This is a genomic window from Providencia sp. 2.29 (assembly GCF_015832305.1).
GTDB lineage: Bacteria > Pseudomonadota > Gammaproteobacteria > Enterobacterales > Enterobacteriaceae > Providencia > Providencia stuartii.
Window position 1 is genome coordinate 3,346,915 of record NZ_CP065420.1, and the last position, 24,935, is coordinate 3,371,849.

The following is a 24,935-nucleotide window of genomic DNA, read 5'->3' on the forward strand; positions in this document are numbered from 1 at the left end:
ATGATCATTCCTGCTTTAGATTTAATTGATGGTAATGTTGTTCGCCTACACCAAGGAGACTATGCCAAGCAAACGGCATACGGTAATGATCCTCTCCCTCGCCTGCAACAATATGAGCAAGAAGGGGCGAAATTACTGCATTTAGTCGATTTAACGGGAGCCAAAGACCCACAAAAACGCCAAATTTCCCTACTCAAAAAATTATTAGCTGGCGTTTGTGTTCCTGTACAAGTTGGCGGTGGTATCCGCACTGAAGAAGACGTAAAAGCGCTGTTAGACGCGGGAGCGACGCGAGTGGTTATTGGCTCAACCGCGGTCAAGCAACCCGAATTAGTGAAAACTTGGTTTGAACGTTACGGCGGTGAAGCTATCGTGCTTGCTCTGGATGTTCGTATCAATCAACAAGGCGTTAAAGAAATTGCCATCAGTGGCTGGCAAGAGAATTCAAACCTTTCTCTGGAACAGGCCATTGAGATGTATCAGCCATACGGGCTAAAACACGTTTTATGTACCGATATTTCGAAAGATGGCACCTTGGCGGGTTCCAATGTCAACTTATATCGTGAAATCAGTCAAAAATACCCTGATATTGCTTTTCAAGCTTCAGGGGGTATTGGCTCTTTAGCTGATATCGCCGCTATTCCATCATCAGGAGCGGCAGGCGTGATTGTTGGTCGCGCCCTACTTGAAGGTAAATTCACTGTCGCGGAGGCAATCGCATGTTGGCAAAACGCATAATTCCTTGTCTGGATGTTCGTGATGGGCAAGTGGTTAAAGGTGTTCAATTCCGTAATCATGAAATTATTGGTGATATCGTGCCGCTCGCCCAGCGTTATGCCCAAGAAGGGGCAGATGAATTAGTTTTTTATGATATTACTGCATCATCTGACGGCCGTGTGGTCGATAAGAGTTGGGTTTCCAAAGTCGCCGAAGTCATTGATATCCCGTTTTGCGTGGCTGGTGGTATTAAAAGTGTCGAAGATGCAGCACAAATCCTGTCATTTGGCGCAGATAAAATTTCCATTAACTCACCTGCATTGTCTGATCCAACCTTAATTAGCCGTCTCGCTGAGCGCTTTGGTGTTCAATGTATTGTGGTTGGTATCGACACTTGGTTTGACCATGACAGCGGAGATTATCTGGTTTATCAATTTACTGGTGATGAAAAGCGCACCACACAAACCCGCTGGAAAACCTTAGATTGGGTTAAAGAGGTTCAACAACGCGGTGCTGGCGAAATCGTTCTAAACATGATGAACCAAGACGGTGTACGCCAAGGCTATGATCTGCTACAACTGAAAAAAGTCCGCGAAATCTGCCAAGTGCCTTTAATTGCCTCTGGTGGCGCGGGTGAAAAAGTACACTTCCTTGATGCTTTTTGCGATGCAAACGTTGATGGCGCACTTGCTGCTTCTGTGTTCCATAAGCAAATCATCAATATCGGTGAATTAAAGCAATACCTTGCAGAAAATGGAGTTCAAATTAGAGTATGTTAACCACAGAACAATGTCACCAACTTGCTTGGCAAAAAGTCGATGGGCTAATGCCTGTTGTTGTACAACACGCCACCTCTGGTGATGTACTAATGTTGGGTTATATGAACCCTGAAGCCTTACAAACCACCTTAGAGAGTGGCAAGGTCACTTTTTATTCAAGAACCAAACAGCGCCTATGGACCAAAGGGGAAACGTCTGGCCATTTTCTCAATTTGGTAGATATCTATCCAGACTGTGACAGCGATACCCTGCTCGCCTTAGTACAACCTATTGGACCAACTTGTCACAAGGGCACTGAAAGCTGTTTTGCTCCAGCCCAAAGTGATTGGGGCTTCTTATTTGAACTGGAAACCTTACTAAAATCACGTAAAACAGCAGATCCTGAAAGCTCTTACACCGCGCGTTTATATGCTAGTGGAACTAAACGTATCGCTCAAAAAGTGGGAGAAGAAGGGGTTGAGACCGCACTAGCTGCCACCGTGAATGATCGTGCTGAACTCACGAATGAAGCCGCAGATCTGATGTATCACTTGCTGGTACTCTTACAAGACCAAGATCTTGATTTAAGCACTATCATCAAACGACTGAAAGAGCGCCATCAATAATAATACGGTAGCCTGCTTAAGGTGGGCTACCCAATATAAAAAAGGTGAACTGATTATTGTTCGTCGACCTAAGCCCTCCTATTATCTTACCTATAAATGACTGTTTAGCTAATTGAGTCAATCAATTCAAGTGAAAGCCTATTTTAATAAAAATGCTATTTAGGCAATGATTTCGCTATTAACTTAAAAACACGCTCATTGCTTCTTTCAATTTTCAGATAATATCCATGGTATTTAGCTTGTTATCTAATTTTGCTACTATCTCAACTGTTTATTTTTATAAAAAAGGAACCGTCGTGTCAGAAAGCCCTATTTTTATTCAATTAACCCAGTTACTTGATAAACATAATGCCAGATACCGTGTGATGGAACACCCAACCGCAGGTAAATCTGAGGAAGTCGCTAAAGTACGAGGAACCCAATTAGGTCAAGGTGCAAAAGGTCTGGTATGCCATGTCAAAGGAAATGGGATCCGCCAACATGTTTTAGCTATTCTTCCTGCGGATAAACAGGCTGATTTAAGCAAAATAGCCCATGCCATTGGCGGAACGCGAGCCTCATTAGCGAGTCCAAAAGAAGTGGATGATTTAACCCAATGTGTATTTGGCGCCATTCCTCCTTTTAGCTTCCACCCCTCGCTAAAATTAATTGCTGATCCTTATTTATTTGCCCGTTTTGAAGAATTAGCCTTTAATGCTGGCACACTTGAACGCTCAGTTATCCTCAATACCGAAGACTATCGGCGTATTGCTAATCCCACTCTAGTTAGTTTTATTCGTGATAGTGAAACAACGTAAAATAACTTGATTTTAAGTAAAATAGGTCTCGCGCTTTTATGCGGCTGCTACACTTAGTAATAACTGTTGTTCAGTATAAAGGAGAATATCATGAGTTTATTCGACAAAGCAGAAAACAGAGCAAGAGAAGCCGCTGGCACGGCGCAGCAAGCCTATGGTGAAGTCACCGACTCTACAGAACATCAAATTAAAGGTGCCGTTAAAAAATGTGCGGCTCAAGGCTGTGATACCTTAAATTCCGCTGTGGATAGCGTAAAAAGCCATCCACTTGCCGCAGCCACTATCGCTGCCGGAGTCGGCTTTATATTTGGTTACTTAGCCAGCAAGAAGTAAATTTATATATGCGATAAAGGGAATGACATATCATCATTCCCTATCGGTCATTGTTATGATTTGTTTTGATATTCCAACAATGCCGCTTTTAATGCGGCCAAATCAGAATGACATAAATGAGGTTTTAACGCATTGAATTGCTCTTCAGGCCAATCATAAATTCTCAATGCGAGCAGCTCACTAATAATTTCAGGCGAAAAACGGTATCCAATCTGTTTCGCTGGATTGCCCCCAACAATGCTATATGGCGCCACATTTTTTACCACAACACTATTGGCGGCAATAACAGCGCCTTCACCGATATGAACGCCGGGCATGATGAATGCTCGCATACCAATCCATGCGCCATCACCAATTATCGTATCTCCCTTCCCTACATAGGCTTCATTAATATGCTCAATAAAAGGATACAGGCAAAACCAGTCTATTCGATGAGTGTGATTTCCTCCCATCAAAATCACGGCTTCACTGCCGATACAGACATAATCGCCAATATAGAGTTGATCGACTTGCCAAGGAAGTTGCCAGTCACGACTCCCTTCATCTCCTTGTAGGTAACGAACAACGGAAGCTTCAAAGCCATTATCCCAACAGTCACTGTAATAACTGTGACGCCCTTTAATATGGATATTGGGGTTTTGGACAACTTCGTGTAATAGTTGATATTTTGACCAATGTTTCTGATTCATGGTAACAATCCTAATTATAAAATTATTATTACCATAGAACGCTGTCTATGGTGATGTATTCGCGCTCAAAAATACATCACCTTTAGCCACCCTAGGCTGTTTTAATAAGGGATTTATCATTTATGCTGCCTCATTCTGTGCGGCTAATTTTAAGCTGACATTCCTTGCCGCCAGCGCAATGATACAGCCTAACAACATTAAAATAGCTAGCGCCCACTTTGCTGGTAAGAAGGCATTAATCGCCAATAAACTTAACCCCGCACCAACCGCCATTTGAATAAACCCGACCAGTGCAGAGGCCGTTCCAGCCTCTTTTTCAAAAGGTTCTAACGCGTAACTGGTTGCGGTTCCCATCATAAAAGCGAGTCCTGTACAGGCACAAGCAACAGGTAACATATAGACTAACCAATGGTTTTGTAACGCATAGGGCAGTAACATTAAGCCTAATACGAGGCCTAAACACCCGATCCCCATAAATAAGCTACCTGCTTTTAAGCAATTAGGGCGACCAATTTTCGGGATATAGTGGTTAGCAATATAGCTAGCAAACATGATCCAAAAACCATTTGCCCCAAACACAAGCGAAAATTCTAGCGGGGTTAGCTTTGAATCCCCCATTAACACGCTCGGTGCAAAGGAGACATAAGTCAGTACCATTCCCATACTACCCGCATTAACCAATGCAAAAATCATAAAATACTTATTACGCAAAATGTGCAGATAATGGTTAAGTTGCAATTTTTTCACATGTTGCAAACTTGCAGGGCGAGTTTCAGGTAAAAAAGCTATCACCAATACTAAGAGCAGTAATGCATAGAGGGCAAGGAACCAAAAAGGTGCGCGCCATCCCCAATATTCTGCCAAAAAGCCACCTAATAGCGGAGCAAGCGCTGGCACAATGTTTAATATGCCATTCAGGAAGCCAAAAGCACGCGCCGCTTCTGTACCATTTAAACGGTCTCGCACCCCACTAAAAGCAACTACACCTGTGCAGCAGACCGCGACGCCTTGCAGCACTCGCGCAGCAATAAAGATCTCCACCGCAGTTGATAATGCTGCAACTGTCGACCCGATGATATAAATTAAGATCCCTATGATGGCGATAGGTTTACGTCCATATCGATCAATTAAAGGCCCTGAGACCAACTGCCCTATACCAAAAATTAAAATAAACAGCGCGATTGTTGATTGTATCAGTGACTCTGGGGAGCCAAGGGCAATCGCAATAGCAGGGATTGTCGGTAAATATAGGTCAATCGCCAGTGGGCTAAGTAGTACGAGTAACAATAACAGGACAAGGAACTTTCGCATAAATAGAATTCTTAGTGAACAATCATCAAATGATCAATCTAGGCTTTGCAGTGAAGCTTTCTCAGCCTAATAATAAAAATGAACTGATAATTCTATCAGTAGAATCAATCAAAGCGATACCCGATTTTCTTGTCCGAATATCTTTCAGCATAAAAAACTCACCGTTAAGTAAATTTAACGCTTGAATGCAGAGTACAGATGCTCTGTTAGGCAGCTTATGATCCTCTAACTATCACTAAGTAAACGAGTATTTTAGACTAAGCGAATGAACAGCGTCGTATCAGTCACTCCCCGCAACGTAATAGCCAATTGATGAATACCAGTTCATTTTTTATAGTGTTATTAGTTATGGTTTGTTATTCAAAACTCTTCTCTTGCGGATCCATCAGGTAAATAATCGCTATGTATTATTCCTAGTCGAAGCCTATTTTCTCACCCTATCGTAGAGTAAGCTCACTTCAATAAAAATAGTATTATCATCAATTCAATAAGGCGATATTCTCGAGTAATGGCAATCCATGAAGTCACACCATAATTTGCATAAGCCTTCTATTCCCCTTACGCTGTCTCTTGCGAGTTCTTGTCTAATTTGTTTTAGCTGACAACCCCAGTTGATTTACCTACATTTATGACATTATCAACTTTGAGTTCTGACGAGTATTAGCATAATAAGAGAGCGAACTGAGAAATAAATACTTAAAAAATGAATAATAATCTAATTACTCAATTACAAAATTGGTATAAATCTCAATGCGATGGAATTTGGGAGCATGAATATGGATTAGACATCAGTACGTTAGACAATCCAGGCTGGCGAGTTCATATTAATGGTGAGAGTGGAAAAAATAAATCAAACCTTATTGTTAATAATAGCAATGATGATTGGTTAAATATCATTACAACTGATAAAGAATTTAAAGGCTATGGAAGCCCACAAAATTTAAATATCATCTTAGATTACGCTATTAAATGGCTTAATGGGTCATAACAGTATATCTCCTTCAGCCTAGCATAATGTTTTTAATATTCATGACTTCCCCTGCCTAATAGGGGGAGTTGTATGCATAAAAAAAGGGGCTGGATCACCAGCACCCTTCACTTATGTAACTCATTGTTTTAATGAATTACTCCATCCATTCGGTATGAAATACGCCTTCTTTATCAGTACGTTTATAAGTATGAGCACCGAAATAATCGCGCTGTGCCTGAATTAAGTTAGCAGGCAATACCGCTGAACGATAGCTATCATAATAAGAAATTGCGGCTGAGAATGTGGGTGTTGGAATACCGTTTTGTACACCATAACAAACCACATCACGTAACGCTTGCTGATATTCATCTGCGATTTGCTTAAAGTATGGCGCTAATAACAAGTTCGCAATCTGTGCGTTTTCATTGTAGGCATCTGTAATCTTTTGCAAGAACTGAGCACGAATAATACAACCAGCACGGAAAATCTTCGCGATTTCACCGTAGTTAAGATCCCAGTTATATTCGTCAGAAGCCGCTTTTAATTGCTGGAAGCCTTGAGCATAAGAGACGATTTTACCTAGGTATAACGCACGGCGTACTTTTTCGATAAACTGTTTTTTATCACCTTCAACCGCTTTTAATGCCGGACCAGTTAACACTTTAGAAGCAGCAACACGTTGATCTTTTAGGAAAGAGATATAACGTGCGAATACCGATTCAGTGATAAGTGTTACTGGAATACCTAAATCTAAAGAGCTTTGGCTAGTCCACTTACCTGTGCCCTTGTTTGCCGCTTCATCCAAAATGACATCAACAAGATATTTGCCATCTTCATCTTTTTTCTTAAAGATATCAGCGGTGATTTCAATCAGATAGCTACTTAGTTCACCTTGGTTCCAATCTGCAAAAATCTCTGCAAGCGCTTCATTGCTTAGGTTTAAAGCACCTTTTAATAATGAATAGGCCTCAGCGATAAGCTGCATATCACCATATTCAATACCATTGTGAACCATTTTAACATAATGACCAGCACCATCTGGGCCAATATAAGTCACGCAAGGCTCACCTTCTGCTTTAGCGGCGATTTCTTTTAGAATTGGTGCAACCAGTTCATAAGCCTCTTTTTGTCCACCCGGCATGATCGATGGGCCTTTTAGTGCCCCCTCTTCACCACCAGAAACCCCTGTACCGATAAAGTTAAAGCCTTGCTCTGATAGCTCGCGATTACGACGGATTGTGTCTTTATATAGCGTATTGCCACCATCAATCAGGATATCGCCTTTGTCCAAATGCGGAGTCAATGCAGCAATCGTTTTATCTGTCGCTTCACCTGCTTTCACCATTAGCAGGATACGGCGTGGTTTTTCCAGAGAGTCGACAAACTCTTCAATAGTGTAGCTGGGAACTAATTTTTTCCCTGGATTTTCAGCAATAACTTCATCCGTTTTATCTTTAGAACGGTTGAAAATAGAGACGGAATAACCACGGCTTTCAATATTCAGCGCAAGGTTGCGCCCCATGACAGCCATACCGACAACGCCAATCTGTTGCTTTGACATGAAAAACTCCTGTCTGATTAGGACCTAAGCCAGCATTTTACTTGCTGGCAATTCTGTTAACAGGATCACATGTTAACTCAGGTTTGTTCTGGTGGGTAGTTATTGATGCAATCGATGACGCAAACGGAATATTATTTGTAGATTATCGTCTCATTAACGTGAATTTTTATTGAAATTTGAGTAAACAAACCGCATTATTCACCAGTCGGCATATGCCGTCATATCAGAAGGTAAAACAAACTGTATGGAATGGATCGCAGATCCTTCGATTTGGGCGGGGCTTGCCACCCTTATCGTTCTAGAAATCGTTCTTGGTATTGATAACCTCGTCTTTATTGCCATTTTGGCAGATAAGCTTCCGCAAAAATTGCGTGATAGGGCTCGTGTAACGGGTCTGATGCTAGCACTAGTGATGCGAGTCATTCTGCTATTTAGCTTGTCTTGGCTAATCACGCTCACCAAGCCTTTAATTACACTATTCGATCATCCATTTAGTGCCAGAGATCTGATCATGTTAGTCGGCGGTCTCTTTTTGCTATTTAAGGCAACAATGGAGCTTAATGAACGGCTAGAAGGTGGGGATGAACACGCGCATACCCAGCGGAAAACATCGAATTTCTGGGCTGTTGTGGCACAAATCATCGTCCTTGATGCAGTTTTCTCACTCGATTCGGTAATTACCGCCGTTGGGATGGTTGACCATATTGGTGTTATGGTTGCTGCTGTGACGATTGCCATGATGTTGATGATATGGGCAAGTAAGCCACTAACTGGTTTTGTTAACAACCACCCTACCATCGTTATCCTGTGTCTCAGTTTCTTGTTGATGATAGGCTTTAGCTTGGTTGCTGAAGGCTTCGGTTACTCGATACCGAAAGGCTATCTATATGCTGCGATTGGTTTCTCTATCATGATTGAAGTCTTAAATCAGTTCGCACAATTTAACCGTCGCAAATTCCTAAAAGGTAGTCGCCCATTACGTGAGCGCACAGCAGAAGCGGTGCTACGTATTCTAAGCGGTAACCATGAACGTGCGGAATTGGATGCTCATACATCGGACTTGATAGCGGATAACCAATCTGTTTTTGATCCACAAGAGCGTCAAATGATTGCCCGAGTTTTGGGAATGGCGGAACGTAATGTCGAAAGTATCATGACATCACGCCATGATGTGGAATATTTAGATATCAATAAATCAGCCAGTGAATTACTACAATTGCTGGAAAAAAATCCGCATTCACGCTTTGTGGTGATTGATGAGAATATCAGTGATGAGCCTGTTGGTGTTATCCATGTGCTTGATTTAGTTAAACAGCAGCTCAGTGGTCAACCTCTTGATTTACGTGCTCTTATTACTCAACCTCTAATCTTCCCTGAAGGCCTTTCGCTGCTAAAAGCGCTAGAGCAGTTCCGTAAAGCTCAAACACACTTTGCCTTTGTTGTCGATGAGTTTGGTACTGTTGAGGGAGTCGTCACCTTAACCGATGTAATGGAAACCATTGCTGGTAACTTACCAGATGGGGAAGAAGAAAATGATTCGCGTCATGACATCCAAAAGTTGGAGGATGGTCACTGGATTGCCAATGGTTTTATGCCATTAGAAGACCTAATCTTATTTGTTCCAATGGAATTGGATGAAAAACGTGAATACGAAACCATTGCAGGCCTATTGATGGAACATCTTCAACGTGTTCCTGAAGAAGGTGAACAAATTGAGGTGAACGGTTGTATTTTCCAACCGCTTGAGGTCAAGAACCACCGTATTAGCAAGGTGCTGATTATTCCACCTAAACAGCCTGAAGAAGATGAAGAAGAGTAATTAAGCTTCATTTAGAACCATACCGGCCAGTGAGCCGGTATTTTTTTACATAAATATTTAAAGTTGCTTTATCCGATGTCTTAAAACACAAAAATGGTAGCGTTTTTTAAAAGAATTAATTATTGAGTTGTTCAATAATTTAGGCAACTTAATAATGTTATTCGAGGTTAGAGATGAAAGTATCTAGTCAAAGCATCCATAATGTTCAATCGCCCCCAATTAAAGCGAATAATTCTTCTATTGCCAGCTCTGCATCAAATGTTAGTAATACATCAAACCAACAACCTAAAATTGTCACAGCAGAGAAAACTGTACATGTAAAAGATGTTAAACAACTTAATACGAAAATTAAAAATAGTATTAAAAAAATTGTGAGCCAGCTAAAAACCGCTCAAAGCGGCGATGTTTTTAGTCGAAATGGTGTCAATATGAAAGATATTTCAACAACATTGTCTTCATTAAAAAATGAGATTAAATCTTACCAAACTAAATTAGATAGTTCTTCTTACAAACATCATACAAGTAAGAAAGAAACAATAACCAAGCTGAATAATTTAGTAAAAAGCACTGAAGGTAAAATTCATCTGGCGGAAAGTAAATTCCAATTTGAACGCCGACAAAACAATACTATTGGATTAGATAGCCAAGAAAAAATTAATGAAAGAATAACCCAAGAAGCTAGCAGATCAAAGTATGAATATTAATGTAACTTATTGATAGTCAATAATAGATAAAGAAGAGCTCCCGCTTATAGCCGGAGTTCTTCTGATTTATAAACTATAATGCGTTCAACAAATCACTTAGCCCTTTTTGTTCTTCCTTCTTCAAAAAGTTACCTAATGCCTCTTTTGCTTGTGTCTTTAATTCGTTACGTAGCAATTTTTCGACATTCAATTGATATTGCAGATTGCTCCATCCACCATAAATACGCAGTGGAATAGTCATCGCTTGTAACTGCTGGATAAAGCGAGAATCACCACCCCAACCTTTAGTGATTTGTACGCCCAAGTTCACATCTAGGGTTTCGGCTGGTACATTTGCCCAACCTTGTCCGGTAATCGAGATGAGTGGAGACGTTGCATTCATTGAAGCAATATTGACGGTTCCTTTATTTAAACGACCATTAACGGTGAACAATTCAACTTCCGTATAATTTCCCGTATTGACCGGCGCATTAATTTTATTGGTCACCCGTGAAATAGATTGTTGGATCAATAACGGAATATTTAAGCCCGCTAAACGTGCATTTTGTAAACTGAAACTCACAGGACCTTGCCATAAATGTTTCACGGCATAATCATCATAACCAGGCCCCGATAAATCCGCATTGATAGTCACAATACCGCTCAATTTTTCGGGCATATTAAATGCCTTTAATAACGGCGTTAAATTAATATTTTGGATATTAGGCTTCGCCATGACTTGCGCGGGGATCGCAGCATAATTAATGGTCACAGGCAGTGAGAATAGTCCCCCAAACGCCTTCCCTTCTAACTGAGAAATGACTAATTGAGGCGCTTGATTTTGTGCTGCAAGTTTTACTGCGCTTACCTCCATTCCACGATAAATCAAATTATCGATATTGAGATCAATATTGGCAGTAAAGGATTTTAAATTCGATAAATCATATTTTTGGGTTTCTTTCCCAGAAATAACAGGTTTAACCCCCACTCGAGCAGGATTATCGGATTCATTCGCATTATGGGAGCCTGCATTTGTATGCGGTGTACCCAGTAATTTATCTAAATTTAAGCGATGAGAAGATAACTGAACACGAACATCAGGGATATTGCCTAATTGTGCTGCGATTTTACCGGTTAATTCACTTTCATTCGCCTTAATGACAATATTATTTAAACTGGCTGTCGCAACATTCTCTTTAATGTAAGCAAAATCACTGGTGAATTGACCCGTTATGCCACCTTCAGGCAAATCAACACCTGTAAAGGTGTAATCAAATTGAGTTAATTGCCCACTAATTTGATGTGAAAGCTGGGAGAGATCAAGCTCTGCTCGCGCATCAAAGCGCAGCTCCTGCTGGTTTTTATTTAAATTACCGCTGAATTTAGCCGTAATTTTTCGCTCATCATTTTTCTTTAAGGAAAGGTTGATATTGCGTAAGTTGTACTCATCATTCTGAGTTTTCCAGATCACTAAACTATTTGATACTTCAACTTTTTCAATATCCAATAGCCATTGGCTCTTCTCCGTAGAGCTTGGTGTCTGCTTGTTACCTGCTGGCGCAATCGGTGAGTTAGCATCAGTTTGAGCTTCGCTTTCTGGTGTATGACGAATGACTGCACCGTCTAAAACAATTTGTTCAACAGATAAACGATGAGAAAGCAAAGACCACAATTCTACGTCAAGGCGCATATTTTCAGCGCTCAAGACAGGTTGGCTTGCATTAGGTGCGGTGACCGAAACAGGTCCTGTAATAATGCTAAGGGTCGGCCAAACATGCCAACGCATATCGCCTTTAAAATCGAGCTGATAGCCGCTCTTTTTCTCGACTTGCTCCACAAGATACTGTCTAAAGTCGTTTGGATTCACTAACATGACCAACGCTGTTAGCCCAACTACAATCACGACTAGCAAGATGACCAGTGTCGTCAGAAATCGTTTCATTCTTCCCTCACTCAAGTTATGTCTGCTACGCCACACAAAAGGCTCACACTACACCTATCCCTGCACAATATGCGGAATTACCTCAAATTAAACATAAAGATAATTCCGCAATACTTCTCGTTATCAATCTTCACTGATACGACTACCGACCGCCCCTTGCTGATTTTTATATTTTGCATCTTGTCGGCTATTATAAGGACGATCTGCGCTGCCAGATAATGGCTCAAAACTTAAAGCGCCAATCACCATACCAGGGCGCAGGGCCAATGGGAGTTTACCTGAATTATAAAACTCTAACACAATTTGCCCACACCAACCGGGGTCGATTCGATGAGCAGTAACATGCACCATTAACCCCAATCGTGCTAACGATGAACGCCCATCTAACCACCCCACTAGGTTATCAGGCAGGGTAACAGACTCTAGAGTGACTGCAAGTGCTAATTCCCCTGGATGGAGGAAAAAAGGCTCATTGTCTTTGAGAATTATTTCATCACTCATGACACGGTCAAGCGCCGCATTAACTTCATCTTTCGGGCCACTTAGGTCAATAAAGGCTGCGGTATGCCCACGGAAAACGCGGAATTGGTTTCCTAGGCGCACATCCGCCGTTGCTCCATTGATCCGTTCAATAGGTGGACGTGGGCTAATGACTAATTTTCCCTCATCCATCCATTGAATAATATCGCGGTCACAAAGACGCATGATGGTATCCCCCCTTTCATTATTTTCCATCGCCAGACTGTCTAATGCTGTTTAGTCTTGGCAAAATTCGCCGATTTTCGCTTTTAAGATATCAATGGCAACGCGGTTTTTACCGCCACGAGGCACAATAATATCGGCATACTGTTTTGACGGTTCAATAAACTGTAAAAACATCGGACGAACGGTTCTATTATATTGTTCAATCACAGAATCCAGCGTTCTGCCTCTCTCATTTACATCACGTTTTATCCGTCGCATCAAGCAAATATCAAGCGGAGTATCGACAAAGATCGAAAAATCCATCTCTTCACGTAAACGTTTATCTGTTAGTAGCAAGATCCCTTCGATAATAATAACTTTTTTAGGTTTGAAGTGAATGCTGGTTTCTTTGCGTGTGTGAGCGACATAGTCGTATTGAGGAATTTCTACTGATTTACCGCTTTTGAGCGCTTTGAGGTGTTGATACAGCAAGCTGTGATCCATGGAATTTGGGTGGTCATAATTGACTTTTAACCGCTCTTCCATTGGTATATCTCTTTGATCTTTATAGTAGCAGTCTTCTGGTATAACACCGATATTATGATCACCAACCTTTTCCCGTAACTCTCGATATAACGTACTCGCGATAAGGCTTTTTCCGGATGCAGAAGCTCCTGATATACCAACAATGGTACAGTGATGCGCTATGTCAGTCATAAAATGATAACCTGGTTAAATAAATCTGAAATGAAATGCATGACTTCATATTGATGAAGTTATGGTTGCCGGAATTATAGGAGTTAATGGCGTGAGGTTCCAGCTTCACAAAGCAAACTCGCTAAAAAAACACTAAATAATAAGAAGAAATATCCATAAAAGGGGAATTCGATTGCGGTTAGATCCCTGTTATCGGCATGCCGTTATTTATCAACCTACAACAGGCACAATTAAAACGTTTTACGCCCTTCTCCCTCTAAGATAGTTATTATCCGTTATTTTTCGCTCATCGTTTTTAAGGGAAGGTTGATGTTACGTAATATTATACTCATCATTCTGAGTTTTCCTGAGCGCTAAACTATTTGATACTTCAACTTTTTCAATACCATTGACTCTTCTCTATAGAGTTTGGTGTTTGTTACCCATTGGCGCAATCAGTGGGTTAACATCCATTTGAGTTTCACTTTCTGGCGTATGATGAACGACGGCATCGTTTAAAAACAATTTGTTCAATGGATAAACGATAGAGATAAGCGATAAGAAAGCAAAGGCCATAATTCTACGTCAAGACGCATATTTTCAGCGTTCAAGACAGGTTGGCTTGCATTAAGAGCGGTGTTCGAAGCAAGTCCTGTCATCATACTAGGGGTCGACCAGACATGCCAACGCTGTTGGTCTAACTACAATCACGACTAGCAAGATGACCAGTGCCGTCAGAAATCATTTCATTTTTTATCTGCTACGCACCACAAAAACTCACACAATACTAATTTCTGCACAATAGGCGGAATTACCTCAAATTAACATAAAGATAATTCCGCAATACTTTTCTTATCAATCTTCACTGATACGACGACCTACCATTCCTTGATGATTTTAATATTACGCATCTTGTCGGCTATTATAAGGGCGGTCTGCGCAACCAGATAATGGCTCAAAACTTAAAGTGCCAAACATCTTATTAGAGCCTAGGATCAATGGAAGCCTACCTGCATTATAAAACTCTAGATTAATTAACCCACTCCAGCCGGGGTCAAGTCGTTGAGGATTAATATGCACCATTAACCCCAATCGTGATAATGATGAACGCGCTTCTATCCACCCCACCAGATTATCAGGTATGGTAATAATCTCATCAAGGAGTGCCTGTGCTAATTGCCCTGGATAAAGGTAAAAAGGCTCATAGGCTTTGAGAACTATTCTATCACTCATGACTCCGCTAATTTCGCTATTAATTGCATCATCTGACTCACTCAGGTTAATAGCAGTTGAAGTATATCCATGGAAAATGCGATATATACCTGATAGGTGCACATCCACAGCTGCTCCATTGATCTGTTCAATAGATGGACGTGGGTTAATCACTAATTTTCCTTCATCCATCAATTGAATAATATCGCGGTCACAAAGACGCATAATTGTATCCCCCTTTCATTATTTTCCATGCCAAAACAGTCTAACGCTGTTTAGTCTTGCAAAATTTACCGATTTTCGCTTTTAACGCGGTTTTTACCATCACGAAGCACGGTAATATCGGCATACTGTTTTGGCGGTTCAATAAACTGCAAAAACATCAGGTGAAACGGCTCTATTGCATCATTCAATCGCACAACAAAAATACATTCCTTTTTATTATAGTACGTTTATCCGTTTTATCCCTTTTATCAAACAAGTACCGACAAGATCGAAAAATCTCTCTCTTCATATAAACGTTTATCTGTCAGTAGCAAGACCCCTTCGATACCAACTTTGTTAGGTTTGAAGTAAATGCTGGTTTCTTTGTATGTATAAGCGACATAGTCGTATTGAAGAATTTCTACTGATTTACCGCTTTTGGGTGCTTTGAGGTATTGATGCCACAAGCTGTGATCCATGAAATTTGCGTGGTTATAATTGACTTTTAACCGCTCTTCCAATTGGTCTATCTCGTTAATCTTTATGTTCGAAGGCTAATAGCTCAATTGGGTCTCATCGTTACTCAACGTATCGTTTATAAAATGGCTACCAAACACAGTGATGCCGTGGCGGATAATTTGCTGAATCAAAATTTTAATCTTTTAGCCCCTAATGAAGTCTGGGCAGGTAATTTACCTTAAGGAAAGGCACTTGGTGCTGCCACAAAAAAACGCCCCAGAGAAAGAGGCGCATCAGATTATGGGGATGTAATCAATCACTGTGAAGATTATGCTTTTATAAATGATTGCACGGTGGTCACTGTCAGTCGGGTCAGTGCGGAGTAAAACGGACTGTTTCCGTGCGTGTCCAGACGCTGCGAATAACGCGGTAACCAACTCATCAGGTGCTGACTGAGCAGTGTATTAACCGCTACTTCTCGCATTTCAGATGCCAGTACCGCCGCCTGAAATAAAATCAGCCCGATGTGATCTGCGGGTTCCGGATACGGGGTATTTAGTTTTAGCCGCTCCTGTTTTAGAAAAGCGCTCAGCGCAAGAGTCGAATCCCCCTGCAACAATCCTTCCGCATCGAGATACACCGAGCCCCAAGGTGGCGCCGGTAACGACCCTGGCCCGACGAACAGAGATTGCCATGCCGATTTCAGTACCTCCGCCCCCTCTGCGGCCGTGCGGCTCAGTTGCATGCAGAGTGTACTATCCACCTCACACGGCCACTGCTGGGCAAATCCCGGCAGGGTAAACAGACGCATCGCCATCCGGTTGCTGTCATCATCCGGCGGGAACAGATAGCAGATCCCCAGTACATTAAACGCGGCCGCATAGTGAGCTGTCTTATTCATTACATCTCCCTTCAGATATGAATATAATAGAACACATAACGCAACATAAATTCTGCCGCAATAGTCAGTAAACAGCCGGTGATAAACCCGCCGCAGACCGGTACGCCGTTATGTGCTTTTTTCTGCGCTCGAACAAGAGATATACAGCAGAGTGCCACACCAATTGCGGCTGCCGCTAGGACACCAATCCGCAGCTCGGCAATACTGTCATACGCATCAATCGGTGACAGCGGAAATGTAATGGATTTATGAGTCAACTGTGTGAGGGTCAGGTAATGCTCATAAAATGGCTGATACAGCAGACGACCAGCTAGGCTTACCGCCATCATCCCCCACAACAGCCACAGCTGTGATAATGACAATGTATCAGCGGGCAGCGCAATCCCAACTCTGTGTCCGGTTTTCTCAACTATCACCACCAGCAGAATAAACAGCACTGCACCAAGTGTCAGCGTCGTACCGTAAAACATCAGATAGGTATTGATATCATTCCAAGTCAGAATCGAGGTATAACGGTAAATCGATGCCATACAGAAGATATCGAACAGCCCGATCGCCATCGCTCCACCATATAACAGAAAAGAAAATTTGCCCGTCTTCCACAACCAGAGAAAACTGATACCCAATACGCCAACAAATGATGCGGTAACCACTACTTCACGGCTAAGCCAAGCACTGAATACGTTATTAATGGCATTCGGCGCATTGAGTGGCACGCCGAGGTGAGTAATTGATGCAACAGATCCCACACCCGCAATACCGCAGATAATAAAAATCGTCAGCATCATAAAACGCTTAAAGCTGTCTGTCGGGAGGCGATGGCTGAAATGCATGGCAAATACCCCACTCACAACGCACAGCCCCACCGCCGCATTCATCATGTAAGTGAAAATTAAAAGTGACCACTCATTCATTTTTCTTTTCTCTCACTGTTCATATCATCAAAGTTCGCGCCCCAGTGCGGGTTAATCACCAGATTCGGATGAGTTATTGACGGATCTGGCAGCCCAGTCACGTAATCAAGGTCGCCGTATTTCGCCCTCAGTTCGTCTATTGGGCCGAACTGAATCGCCCCGAGTGGACAGGTGCTAACGCATACCGGCTGTTCACCTTTTTGTTGAAGATCGATACAAAAATCGCATTTCGACATCTGCTTTGTTTCCGGATTCATCTGCGGCGCGCCGTACGGACACGACCACGCACAGGCACCACAGCCAACACATTTATCAGTATTGACCATCACAATGCCGTCACCTTCGCGTTTATGCATTGCAGTTGTCGGACAGTTGCGCACACAGATCGGGTCTTTACAGTGATTACAGGAAATAGAAAGCGTATAGGCGAACACGTTATTAATCAGTGCGCCGTTTTGATTGCGGCTATACCCGCCGCCGGTCATTTCATACACCCGACGGAAGCGGCGGCCGACATCAAGATTATTTTTGTCCTTGCACGCTACCTGACACGCTTTACAACCGGAGCAGCGGGCGGAATCAATATAAAAACCTAACTGTTTGCTGCTGACTGCCGGATAAACGATGAATTTGCTCATGCTTTTTCCACCTCAACCAATAATGTTTGGTGCGCATTGCCGTGGGCGAGCGCGGTACGGCGTGACGAGGTGAGCACGTTGGCACATCCGCCCTGATCAATGCCATTGTTGTCCGGCAGCCACCAAGCTCCGGCTTGTAATGCAACCACACCGGGCATAATGCGCTGTGTGATTTTTACTGGGATCATGGTGATACCGCGATCGTTATGTACTTTCACTTTTTCACCGTCACTGATACCGCGATCCGCCGCATCGAATGGATTAATCCACAGCTCCTGCCGCTGCACTTCTTGCAACCACGGGTTAGCGAACTGCGTGGAGTTCGCGCGGTTGCGACCTTTCCAAGTGATCAGCTGTAACGGGTATTTCGCGGTAAGGCTATCTTCCGGTCCTTCGATGGCTGGAACATAATGAGATAGCGCGGGAATGTCCGGATTGTGCATGTCATACAGGCGTTTGGAGAAAATCTCGATTTTGCCGGACGGAGTCGGGAACGGGTTGTTCTCAAAATCCTGAATATTTTTTTCAAAAGCCACATTTTGGGTATGTGGACGATGAGTTAACAAATGACGGCGTTTTATCAGCAGCTCATCAAACGTCGGAATATTATCTTCTGGGCGCTTTTGTGCTGCATCATTGACGAGGAATTCTATCCAGTCACGATCTGTCTCATGCCCTTCGGTGAATGCATCACGAACCCCCAGTTTTTCGGCTACGTCGCACAGCCAGTCGTAATCGGTACGACGTTCAAATTCCGGTTCAATTGCTTTTTCAGATAGGATCAGGTAATCGCCGTAACTCCAAGTGCCACCGATATTCCAGCGTTCCAAAAAACTGGTTTCCGGCAGTAGCAAATCCGCATATTTCGCACTCGGGGTAAGATAGAGATCGCTACAGACAATAAATTCGACTTTCGATTCATCCTCCAGCACTTTTGCGGCATGGAGAATATCGGTATTTTGGTTGGTCAAATAGTTACCCGCCATTGAGAAAATCATTTTGATTTCGGTGTCGAGTTTGTCTGCATTTTTCAGTCCGTTATCCGGCGTGACCAGATTTTTGTCCTCACACGCCTGCACCCAGTTGGTGATGTTGATTTTGGCTTTTACTGGGTTATCAAACAGCTTTGGTCCGGCGATGGTTTTGCGCAGTTCCGGATTCAGTGCCATGCCGTAACCTGCCGCCCAGCCGCCGCGCACGCCGACATTACCAGTGATGGTTGCCAGCAGCGTTGCACCGCGCGCACTGCGTTCACCGCAGATATGACGCTGTGGTCCCCAGCCCTGCATCAGCACCGCCGGTTTGGTTGTGGCATATTCACGCGCCAGCTGACGGATAGTTTCCGCCGGAACTTTAGTGATTCTCTCTGCCCATTCTGGGGTTTTGGCTATGCCGTCTTTTTTACCCGTTAGATAGGCCACCAGTGATTCATTATCCGCTACACCTTCCGGCATCTGCTCTTCGCTAAAACCCAGCGTGTATTTATCAATAAACGCCTGATCATGTAGATTTTCTGTGACGATGACATACATCATCGCATCCATCATGGCGTTATCTGTCGTCGGTAGGATCGGGATCCACTGATCGGCTAATGAGGAGGCGGTATCGGAATAGCGCGGATCGACCACAATAAACCGAGTGCCGTTCTTTTTCATCTTCTGGAAATAGTGGTTACTGTGCCCGAAAATAGTTTCGTTCGGGTTATGCCCCCACAGGATCACCAGTGGGGTATTTTCTAGGGTATCAAGTGTGCTGCCGCTGGCGGCGGTGCCGTAGGTATACGGCGTGGCTGCCATGGTGTTACCGTTACTGACGGAATGGTAGTTTTCCAGAAACCCGCCCGTCAGATTAAACAGACGGCGCAGCATATTCGCACCGGAAAAAATCCCGCCGGTCACGCCTGTACTCAGGCTGACAAACCGTGACGCGGGGCCGTATGTGTCACTGATACGTTGCCATTCTGCGGCGATCAGGCTGGTTGCTTCTTGCCAGCTGATGCGCTCAAAACGCCCTTCACCGCGCTTACCGACCCGCTTCATCGGGTATTTCAGGCGGTCTGGGTGATAAATAAATTTCCGGTAACCGCGTCCGCGCACACAAGCCCGCATGATCGGCATATCTTCATTCAGTTCCGCATCCGGTCGGGTACTGATGCGGATGGCTTTTCCGTCTTTGATATGTGCCCGGATATCACATTTCCCACCGCAGTCAAAACTGCTGCATGTCGGTACAATGCGAACCCCGTCATCCGTTTGATGAACAGGAATCTGTGTAGGATCGGACGGAACGGATGCAATACTTTCGGATGCCAGAAACGGCACCGCAGATAATACAGAACTGGCCTGTATGAAACGGCGTCGGCTTATTTCGCCGAGAGTGCCGGATTTTTCATTATCGTGACCGGATTGATGACTCATAATGGATTTACCCTGAGTGAGAAATACAGTGCGGCATTTAAAAATCAGGAAATAATAAATATTATTTAATTTCAAATGACCGGAAATAACATTACGCCACCGGCAATCGCTTAATAGCCGGTAATAATTAAAGTCTGTATAAACAGAATGGCGGCAGCAAAATAGTAATGGATTAATATATTGCCGCCATGCGAAAATCAGACAACGGCATTTGAATTCCGGCCTGATCCCTGCTCCTGTTAACTGAACGTTTTATATTTGTTGCCGTAAAAATACAGATATGGCACTCAGTTCTGTTATTGCCATAAAAGACCTGTTTTACGGTAACAGGATCTGATATAACACCCTCTAATTTTTCTTTCCGTTAGATAGGGAGCGCGGCCTTCATGAGAAATATTCCGTTAAAAAGCGTGGATAATATCGCGCGGGATGTCATTGCTCTCGGTACAGATTATTTGCCCGATACCCTACTGGAATACCACGCGCACCGTCGGGCACAATTTTTATATCCGGCCACCGGACTGATTGAAATCAGCACCGCAGACGGTGAATGGGTGATCCCACCTTCCTGCGGAGTGTGGATCCCAGAACAGGTCGCCCATGAAACTCGGATGCTGAATGTCAGCACACGCAGTTTGTATATCGAACCAGCAGCAAAGCCGCGCCACGCCGTCAGTTGTGAGGTGGTGAGTGTCTCTCCGCTGCTGCGTCAGTTACTGCTGGAAGCAGTGGACATCCCTGCGGAATATGATATTCAGGGGCGTGACGGGGTGCTGATGCAGCTGATTCTTTGCGAACTGGCACGTATGCCCCCACTGCCGTTTTTCGCCCCGATCCCGCGAGATGAAAAGCTCGGCCGCCTCTGCCGTGAGTTTATGCGCAAACCGGTTATTACTTCGCAACCGGGGGAGTGGGCAGAACAGCTTCACAAAAGCGAGCGCTCCTTCAGCCGTTTCTTTCGTACCCAGACTGGCATGTCGTTTTCAGAATGGCGTCAGCAGGCATGCCTACTGAACTCGCTTTCCCATATTTTGTCCGGGAAATCGATTACCGAAGTGGCTTATGAGTTGGGTTACAATAGTGCAGGGGCATTCTCAATTATGTTTAAAAAACAGATGGGGCAATCCCCTTCTCATTTTAAAAATGACGATTCGGATATCCACCATTTTTAACTTGTTTTTTGACAAATACAAATTCAATCTTTGCCGATATTTTCCCCACGATTTTTTTACAACTAAATAATAATGAGGATGCGCTCAATTTTAGCCGCAGACGGTTATTTAAGGTTTGTGCCATTGGGCGCGGTGGATGTTAGCGATATATCCGTGTTATCAGGGAAACTTGTGCAGAACACTCTGCTGGTATAACCCCGATAACTAAAAAAACACTAAATATTAAGAAGAAATAGCCTGAAAGGGGAATTCGATTGCGGTTAGATCCCTGCTGTAGGCATACCGTTATTTATCAACCTACAGCAGGCACAATTAAAACGTTTTACGCCCTTCTAAGGCAGCAATACGATTTTCAATCGAAGGATGGGTCGAAAACACGGAATCCCCCTTATTAAAAATATAGGCCGCACTACGATAAGCATCTCCAATACTCGAATGATCATAGTCTGTTTTCTCATGCTGACCGGAGATTTTTCGTAAGGCGCTGATCATTGCTTGGTTATCGGTTGTTAAATCAACGGCTGCCGCATCTGCCATATATTCGCGCGTTCGTGAAAGATAAAAATAGAGAATTTGCGTTATCCACGGCAGAATAAAATTAAGCGCTAATAAAACCACCTGTGCTTTATTGGATGCACTATTTCGGCTACGTCCTGCCGTACGAATAAAAATTTGGCTAACTATGTTTGTGATGGTCAAAATCACATTCGCCAAGATACCAACATACAGTGTCAATTTAGAATCGCCGTGAATAATATGGCCAACTTCATGTGCCATCACCGCCTGAATTTCATGGCGATTGAGCGTTTGTAATAAACCACGCGTAACACCAACCAACGCATTTTTAGCACTCCAACCCGCAGCAAAAGCATTTGGCTCGTCGCTATCTAAAATATACAAACGCGGCACATAACGTAAAGTCGCACTTAAACTTAGCTCTTCTAATATATTATAAAGCTGCTTTTCTTCCGCGGTACTGGCATTTTCCGCAGTAATCTCTTTAGCATTCATACCCGCTAACATCATTTTGTGTCCGCGAAAATGAATATAAATTAATCCTAAAAAAGTAAGTCCTAAAATAATTAATGTAGCAACGGGAAAGCGTTTAAAGGTCGCAAATGCCAGCATATTTTCAAAAAAACCACCCCACTCGTCAGGATGTGTCGCTGTATCCACTAATAATCCAACAATCAGCATAATGAAGATATAACTCACCACGACTAATCGTGTACGGATATTGTTTTTGCGTATGACGTTTCTAAAATCCATAACATTATACCCTGCCTAACTTTTCAGGGAGCATAAGGCTCCCTGATAAATACAATGGATTTGTTATCGTTAATCAAAGTTAATACGGCGGGACTCTTCACTTTTTATGGCTTCTTCATCAAGACGCCAATAATCTTTATCAATTTTTAAACTCGGAATGAGGTTAACGATAAAAACGGCTGGCATTGAGGCAATATAGGCTTTATACGCTTCCAATGCTCGGTTATAACCGCGTTTGGCAAATGACAGTTTATTTTCAGAGGAGACGATCTCCTCTTGCAAATTAGCCATGATGGCATCAGATTTCAGCTCAGGATACGCTTCTACTGCAACATTAATCGCACCACTAGAGACCATTTTAGACAAGGCATCTTCCGCTTCTTTCGCCTGAGCCCCTGTTGCTGTTTTCGCCTGAGTTCTTAATTCAGTAATTTTACTGAAAACTTCTGACTCATGGCTTAAATATTTTTTGACCGTTGCTAGTAAACTATCAAATACTTTTCCACGGCGGTCTAATTGTACCGAAATCTCAGTTTCACTCGATATAACAGCCTCACGCATTGCCACAATTCGGTTATAAAAGTAGATAACAATCAATACTAATACGACAATCAAAATTAAAAATTTCATAATCACCTTTTAGGCATCCGCCATAGGAAAAAAATGCAATATCAAAGCCCTAACGAGTAAGCATTAATAAAAAACAGATAGTAAACATTCTACGCTATCATAATGAAATAGAGAAATACGCAAATAACAAATAAGAAAAGTTGGAAAGGGATTGGTCGATAAGGCGTATGGTTAGTAGATTGAAATATAAGGGGCTATCCCAGAAAACTGAAATAACCCCTTCAAATAGAGACCGATATTAAACTGCTCGGAATGAGATCTCGGTCGGGATTTTTTCCCCTTCCCAATACATCAATGAAGAGATATTTGAGGCAATTTCACGGTAGATATCCGCAAATTCCCCTTCAGGATCACGCATCACAGTAGGTTGACCACGATCCAAATCTTCACGTAGAGAAATATGTAAAGGAATTTGCCCTAACAATTGCGTGTTATATTTCTCAGCGAGTCTCTCTGCGCCGCCTGTGCCAAAAATAGGTTCCACATGACCACAATTGCTACAGATATGTGCACTCATATTTTCGACGATACCAAGAACGGGTACATTGACTTTTTTGAACATCACAATCCCTTTCATTGCGTCCACCAGCGCAATATCTTGCGGCGTAGTGACAACAACCGCACCTGTAACAGGAATGTTTTGTGACAGTGTCAATTGGATATCCCCCGTTCCCGGTGGCATATCGATAACCAAATAATCTAAATCAGGCCATAAGGTATCTTGTAGCATCTGCATTAGCGCCTTACTTGCCATTGGCCCGCGCCACACCATTGCATTATCATCGGTGACTAAGTATCCAATAGAGTTTGTCGCAAGACCGTAGGCCATAATCGGAGCCATGTGCTGACCATCTGGTGAAGTTGGTCGCTCCATGGTGGTTCCCAACATATTTGGGATCGATGGGCCATAGATATCCGCATCAAGAATACCGACTTTCGCCCCTTCTTGGGCAAGTGCCAACGCTAAGTTGACAGAGGTACTGGATTTACCGACCCCACCTTTACCGGAACTGACGGCCAAAATGTTACGAACACCGTTAATACCCGGCAAATCATTTGCCCGTTTTAACGTGGTAATATCGTGACGCAATTTCCACTCAACCGCATGAGCGCCAGTCGCTTGTTTCAGTTCCGCCGTTTTTTCGCTGATCAGAGTCTGAAAAGGCCCCTTCCATACGAATGGCATAACTAGTTCAACATGCAACACATTATCCAACATTGCACAGTGATGTAATGCTTTGATAGAAATCAGATTACGCTTCAGTGTTGGGTGTGTAAATGAAGCCAAAACGGTGGAGACTTTTTCAGTCAGCAGTTCTGGATTGTTCTGCTCGGGGGATTTATCGTTCATCCCGGCTCCTTTATTTTATATTTTTAACACTATCGTTCTTTCACTGCTATTTATCATAACAGAGAACCATCAAAATAGTGACCGCCTTACTAACGAAAAGCCACTAAGAGTAAAAAATTCCTTTTTCACATAAATTACGGATTAATATTTTATTACCCTAGCCGCGAAACAATTGATCGGTT

26 protein-coding genes and 1 pseudogene are annotated in these 24,935 nt (G+C 42.9%); 10 read left to right on the forward strand and 17 right to left on the reverse strand.

From position 1 onward, the window contains the following. The 5 genes from hisA to I3B46_RS15800 all read left to right on the forward strand — a co-directional run bounded on the left by hisA (position 1) and on the right by I3B46_RS15800 (position 3,231). Positions 1-738, forward strand: a complete 738-nt coding sequence (hisA, locus tag I3B46_RS15780; RefSeq protein ID WP_004918006.1) for a 1-(5-phosphoribosyl)-5-[(5-phosphoribosylamino)methylideneamino]imidazole-4-carboxamide isomerase — start codon at positions 1-3, stop codon at positions 736-738. Further along, the gene (hisF, locus tag I3B46_RS15785) at positions 720-1,496 is read left to right on the forward strand and encodes an imidazole glycerol phosphate synthase subunit HisF (RefSeq protein WP_004918004.1); all 777 of its coding nucleotides are present in this window, start codon (positions 720-722) and stop codon (positions 1,494-1,496) included. The genes hisA and hisF overlap by 19 nt, the downstream gene beginning before the upstream one ends. Then, the gene (gene hisIE / locus I3B46_RS15790; protein WP_004918003.1) at positions 1,490-2,101 is read left to right on the forward strand and encodes a bifunctional phosphoribosyl-AMP cyclohydrolase/phosphoribosyl-ATP diphosphatase HisIE; all 612 of its coding nucleotides are present in this window, start codon (positions 1,490-1,492) and stop codon (positions 2,099-2,101) included. Before hisF ends, hisIE begins: the two co-directional genes overlap by 7 nt. 365 nt (positions 2,102-2,466) lie before the next feature. Then, positions 2,467-2,898, forward strand: a complete 432-nt coding sequence (locus I3B46_RS15795; RefSeq protein WP_223854886.1) for a YbaK/EbsC family protein — start codon at positions 2,467-2,469, stop codon at positions 2,896-2,898. Between the two features lie 90 nt (positions 2,899-2,988). Further along, entirely contained in the window at positions 2,989-3,231 is a 243-nt protein-coding gene (locus tag I3B46_RS15800; RefSeq protein ID WP_014657814.1) for a glycine zipper domain-containing protein, read from the forward strand. Between the two features lie 53 nt (positions 3,232-3,284). Here the strand turns inward: I3B46_RS15800 and I3B46_RS15805 are convergent, their stop codons facing one another. Then, a complete protein-coding gene (locus tag I3B46_RS15805; RefSeq protein WP_004917999.1) occupies positions 3,285-3,920 on the reverse strand; it encodes a CatB-related O-acetyltransferase in 636 nt (211 codons plus the stop codon). Positions 3,921-4,040: 120 nt separating this feature from the next. Next, positions 4,041-5,231 carry a multidrug effflux MFS transporter gene (locus I3B46_RS15810; RefSeq protein WP_163762153.1) on the reverse strand — a complete coding sequence of 397 codons (1,191 nt, stop codon included), beginning with the start codon at positions 5,229-5,231 and terminating at the stop codon, positions 4,041-4,043. A gap of 703 nt (positions 5,232-5,934) precedes the next feature. Here I3B46_RS15810 and I3B46_RS15815 point away from each other — a divergent pair. Further along, positions 5,935-6,219 carry an Imm53 family immunity protein gene (locus I3B46_RS15815; protein WP_004917993.1) on the forward strand — a complete coding sequence of 95 codons (285 nt, stop codon included), beginning with the start codon at positions 5,935-5,937 and terminating at the stop codon, positions 6,217-6,219. 136 nt (positions 6,220-6,355) lie between these two features. On the opposite strand, the gene gndA is transcribed toward I3B46_RS15815, so the two are convergent. Next, a complete protein-coding gene (gndA, locus tag I3B46_RS15820; RefSeq protein ID WP_014657811.1) occupies positions 6,356-7,762 on the reverse strand; it encodes an NADP-dependent phosphogluconate dehydrogenase in 1,407 nt (468 codons plus the stop codon). A 244-nt stretch (positions 7,763-8,006) separates the two neighbouring features. Between gndA and I3B46_RS15825 the strand changes: the two genes are divergently transcribed. Both I3B46_RS15825 and I3B46_RS15830 read left to right on the forward strand, forming a co-directional pair. Continuing rightward, on the forward strand, positions 8,007-9,581 hold the full coding sequence (locus I3B46_RS15825; RefSeq protein WP_004917989.1) for a TerC family protein: 1,575 nt from the start codon (positions 8,007-8,009) through the stop codon (positions 9,579-9,581). A 173-nt stretch (positions 9,582-9,754) separates the two neighbouring features. Further along, positions 9,755-10,285 (forward strand): hypothetical protein, encoded by a 531-nt coding sequence (locus I3B46_RS15830; RefSeq protein ID WP_104873357.1) that lies wholly within the window; start codon positions 9,755-9,757, stop codon positions 10,283-10,285. A gap of 73 nt (positions 10,286-10,358) precedes the next feature. Here the strand turns inward: I3B46_RS15830 and asmA are convergent, their stop codons facing one another. The 7 genes from asmA to I3B46_RS22525 all read right to left on the reverse strand — a co-directional run bounded on the left by asmA (position 10,359) and on the right by I3B46_RS22525 (position 15,481). Further along, on the reverse strand, positions 10,359-12,206 hold the full coding sequence (gene asmA / locus I3B46_RS15835; RefSeq protein ID WP_104873356.1) for an outer membrane assembly protein AsmA: 1,848 nt from the start codon (positions 12,204-12,206) through the stop codon (positions 10,359-10,361). 123 nt (positions 12,207-12,329) lie between these two features. Beyond that, the gene (dcd, locus tag I3B46_RS15840; RefSeq protein WP_014657808.1) at positions 12,330-12,911 is read right to left on the reverse strand and encodes a dCTP deaminase; all 582 of its coding nucleotides are present in this window, start codon (positions 12,909-12,911) and stop codon (positions 12,330-12,332) included. A 51-nt stretch (positions 12,912-12,962) separates the two neighbouring features. Beyond that, a complete protein-coding gene (udk, locus tag I3B46_RS15845; RefSeq protein WP_004917981.1) occupies positions 12,963-13,607 on the reverse strand; it encodes a uridine kinase in 645 nt (214 codons plus the stop codon). 399 nt (positions 13,608-14,006) lie between these two features. After that, positions 14,007-14,162, reverse strand: a complete 156-nt coding sequence (locus I3B46_RS15850; protein WP_174822166.1) for a hypothetical protein — start codon at positions 14,160-14,162, stop codon at positions 14,007-14,009. Between the two features lie 327 nt (positions 14,163-14,489). After that, entirely contained in the window at positions 14,490-15,023 is a 534-nt protein-coding gene (gene dcd / locus I3B46_RS15855) for a dCTP deaminase (RefSeq protein ID WP_104873355.1), read from the reverse strand. Positions 15,024-15,088: 65 nt separating this feature from the next. Beyond that, the gene (locus tag I3B46_RS22035) at positions 15,089-15,217 is read right to left on the reverse strand and encodes a hypothetical protein (protein WP_004917975.1); all 129 of its coding nucleotides are present in this window, start codon (positions 15,215-15,217) and stop codon (positions 15,089-15,091) included. Between the two features lie 54 nt (positions 15,218-15,271). Then, positions 15,272-15,481, reverse strand: a complete 210-nt coding sequence (locus I3B46_RS22525) for a uridine kinase (RefSeq protein WP_104873354.1) — start codon at positions 15,479-15,481, stop codon at positions 15,272-15,274. Positions 15,482-15,529: 48 nt separating this feature from the next. On the opposite strand from I3B46_RS22525, the pseudogene I3B46_RS21895 reads away from it, so the two are divergent. Next, a pseudogene (locus I3B46_RS21895) lies at positions 15,530-15,697 on the forward strand (IS3 family transposase); the annotation flags it as partial. Positions 15,698-15,789: 92 nt separating this feature from the next. On the opposite strand, the gene dmsD reads toward I3B46_RS21895, so the two are convergent. From dmsD to I3B46_RS15880, 4 genes are read right to left on the reverse strand one after another with little or no spacing between them, the layout of a single operon-like run. Then, positions 15,790-16,362 carry a Tat proofreading chaperone DmsD gene (dmsD, locus tag I3B46_RS15865; RefSeq protein WP_004917969.1) on the reverse strand — a complete coding sequence of 191 codons (573 nt, stop codon included), beginning with the start codon at positions 16,360-16,362 and terminating at the stop codon, positions 15,790-15,792. Positions 16,363-16,373: 11 nt separating this feature from the next. After that, the gene (locus I3B46_RS15870; protein WP_104873353.1) at positions 16,374-17,276 is read right to left on the reverse strand and encodes a dimethyl sulfoxide reductase anchor subunit family protein; all 903 of its coding nucleotides are present in this window, start codon (positions 17,274-17,276) and stop codon (positions 16,374-16,376) included. Continuing rightward, a complete protein-coding gene (locus tag I3B46_RS15875; RefSeq protein ID WP_014657804.1) occupies positions 17,273-17,914 on the reverse strand; it encodes a DMSO/selenate family reductase complex B subunit in 642 nt (213 codons plus the stop codon). The genes I3B46_RS15870 and I3B46_RS15875 overlap by 4 nt, the downstream gene beginning before the upstream one ends. Then, a complete protein-coding gene (locus I3B46_RS15880) occupies positions 17,911-20,331 on the reverse strand; it encodes a DMSO/selenate family reductase complex A subunit (protein WP_104873351.1) in 2,421 nt (806 codons plus the stop codon). The genes I3B46_RS15875 and I3B46_RS15880 overlap by 4 nt, the downstream gene beginning before the upstream one ends. A gap of 386 nt (positions 20,332-20,717) precedes the next feature. Between I3B46_RS15880 and I3B46_RS15885 the strand changes: the two genes are divergently transcribed. Further along, positions 20,718-21,503: an AraC family transcriptional regulator gene (locus I3B46_RS15885; protein ID WP_004917951.1), complete on the forward strand. Its 786-nt coding sequence runs from the start codon at positions 20,718-20,720 to the stop codon at positions 21,501-21,503. 312 nt (positions 21,504-21,815) lie between these two features. Here I3B46_RS15885 and htpX read toward each other — a convergent pair whose 3' ends face one another. From htpX to apbC, 3 genes are all read right to left on the reverse strand, one after another. Continuing rightward, on the reverse strand, positions 21,816-22,772 hold the full coding sequence (htpX, locus tag I3B46_RS15890) for a zinc metalloprotease HtpX (protein ID WP_014657802.1): 957 nt from the start codon (positions 22,770-22,772) through the stop codon (positions 21,816-21,818). Between the two features lie 69 nt (positions 22,773-22,841). Next, positions 22,842-23,402: a LemA family protein gene (locus I3B46_RS15895; RefSeq protein ID WP_004917948.1), complete on the reverse strand. Its 561-nt coding sequence runs from the start codon at positions 23,400-23,402 to the stop codon at positions 22,842-22,844. Positions 23,403-23,640: 238 nt separating this feature from the next. Beyond that, on the reverse strand, positions 23,641-24,753 hold the full coding sequence (apbC, locus tag I3B46_RS15900; protein WP_004917946.1) for an iron-sulfur cluster carrier protein ApbC: 1,113 nt from the start codon (positions 24,751-24,753) through the stop codon (positions 23,641-23,643). Positions 24,754-24,935: the final 182 nt, after the last annotated feature.

Excerpts from the sequence above, each read along its gene's own strand:
- hisA (WP_004918006.1), top strand. The coding sequence starts at position 1 with ATGATCATTCCTGCTTTAGATTTAATTGATGGTAATGTTGTTCGCCTA.
- hisF (WP_004918004.1), top strand. The coding sequence starts at position 720 with ATGTTGGCAAAACGCATAATTCCTTGTCTGGATGTTCGTGATGGGCAA.
- hisIE (WP_004918003.1), top strand. The coding sequence starts at position 1,490 with ATGTTAACCACAGAACAATGTCACCAACTTGCTTGGCAAAAAGTCGAT.
- I3B46_RS15795 (WP_223854886.1), top strand. The coding sequence starts at position 2,467 with ATGGAACACCCAACCGCAGGTAAATCTGAGGAAGTCGCTAAAGTACGA.
- I3B46_RS15800 (WP_014657814.1), top strand. The coding sequence starts at position 2,989 with ATGAGTTTATTCGACAAAGCAGAAAACAGAGCAAGAGAAGCCGCTGGC.
- I3B46_RS15805 (WP_004917999.1), bottom strand. The coding sequence starts at position 3,920 with ATGAATCAGAAACATTGGTCAAAATATCAACTATTACACGAAGTTGTC.
- I3B46_RS15810 (WP_163762153.1), bottom strand. The coding sequence starts at position 5,231 with ATGCGAAAGTTCCTTGTCCTGTTATTGTTACTCGTACTACTTAGCCCA.
- I3B46_RS15815 (WP_004917993.1), top strand. The coding sequence starts at position 5,935 with ATGAATAATAATCTAATTACTCAATTACAAAATTGGTATAAATCTCAA.
- gndA (WP_014657811.1), bottom strand. The coding sequence starts at position 7,762 with ATGTCAAAGCAACAGATTGGCGTTGTCGGTATGGCTGTCATGGGGCGC.
- I3B46_RS15825 (WP_004917989.1), top strand. The coding sequence starts at position 8,007 with ATGGAATGGATCGCAGATCCTTCGATTTGGGCGGGGCTTGCCACCCTT.
- I3B46_RS15830 (WP_104873357.1), top strand. The coding sequence starts at position 9,755 with ATGAAAGTATCTAGTCAAAGCATCCATAATGTTCAATCGCCCCCAATT.
- asmA (WP_104873356.1), bottom strand. The coding sequence starts at position 12,206 with ATGAAACGATTTCTGACGACACTGGTCATCTTGCTAGTCGTGATTGTA.
- dcd (WP_014657808.1), bottom strand. The coding sequence starts at position 12,911 with ATGCGTCTTTGTGACCGCGATATTATTCAATGGATGGATGAGGGAAAA.
- udk (WP_004917981.1), bottom strand. The coding sequence starts at position 13,607 with ATGACTGACATAGCGCATCACTGTACCATTGTTGGTATATCAGGAGCT.
- I3B46_RS15850 (WP_174822166.1), bottom strand. The coding sequence starts at position 14,162 with ATGGCCTTTGCTTTCTTATCGCTTATCTCTATCGTTTATCCATTGAAC.
- dcd (WP_104873355.1), bottom strand. The coding sequence starts at position 15,023 with ATGCGTCTTTGTGACCGCGATATTATTCAATTGATGGATGAAGGAAAA.
- I3B46_RS22525 (WP_104873354.1), bottom strand. The coding sequence starts at position 15,481 with ATGGATCACAGCTTGTGGCATCAATACCTCAAAGCACCCAAAAGCGGT.
- dmsD (WP_004917969.1), bottom strand. The coding sequence starts at position 16,362 with ATGAATAAGACAGCTCACTATGCGGCCGCGTTTAATGTACTGGGGATC.
- I3B46_RS15870 (WP_104873353.1), bottom strand. The coding sequence starts at position 17,276 with ATGAATGAGTGGTCACTTTTAATTTTCACTTACATGATGAATGCGGCG.
- I3B46_RS15875 (WP_014657804.1), bottom strand. The coding sequence starts at position 17,914 with ATGAGCAAATTCATCGTTTATCCGGCAGTCAGCAGCAAACAGTTAGGT.
- I3B46_RS15880 (WP_104873351.1), bottom strand. The coding sequence starts at position 20,331 with ATGAGTCATCAATCCGGTCACGATAATGAAAAATCCGGCACTCTCGGC.
- I3B46_RS15885 (WP_004917951.1), top strand. The coding sequence starts at position 20,718 with ATGAGAAATATTCCGTTAAAAAGCGTGGATAATATCGCGCGGGATGTC.
- htpX (WP_014657802.1), bottom strand. The coding sequence starts at position 22,772 with ATGGATTTTAGAAACGTCATACGCAAAAACAATATCCGTACACGATTA.
- I3B46_RS15895 (WP_004917948.1), bottom strand. The coding sequence starts at position 23,402 with ATGAAATTTTTAATTTTGATTGTCGTATTAGTATTGATTGTTATCTAC.
- apbC (WP_004917946.1), bottom strand. The coding sequence starts at position 24,753 with ATGAACGATAAATCCCCCGAGCAGAACAATCCAGAACTGCTGACTGAA.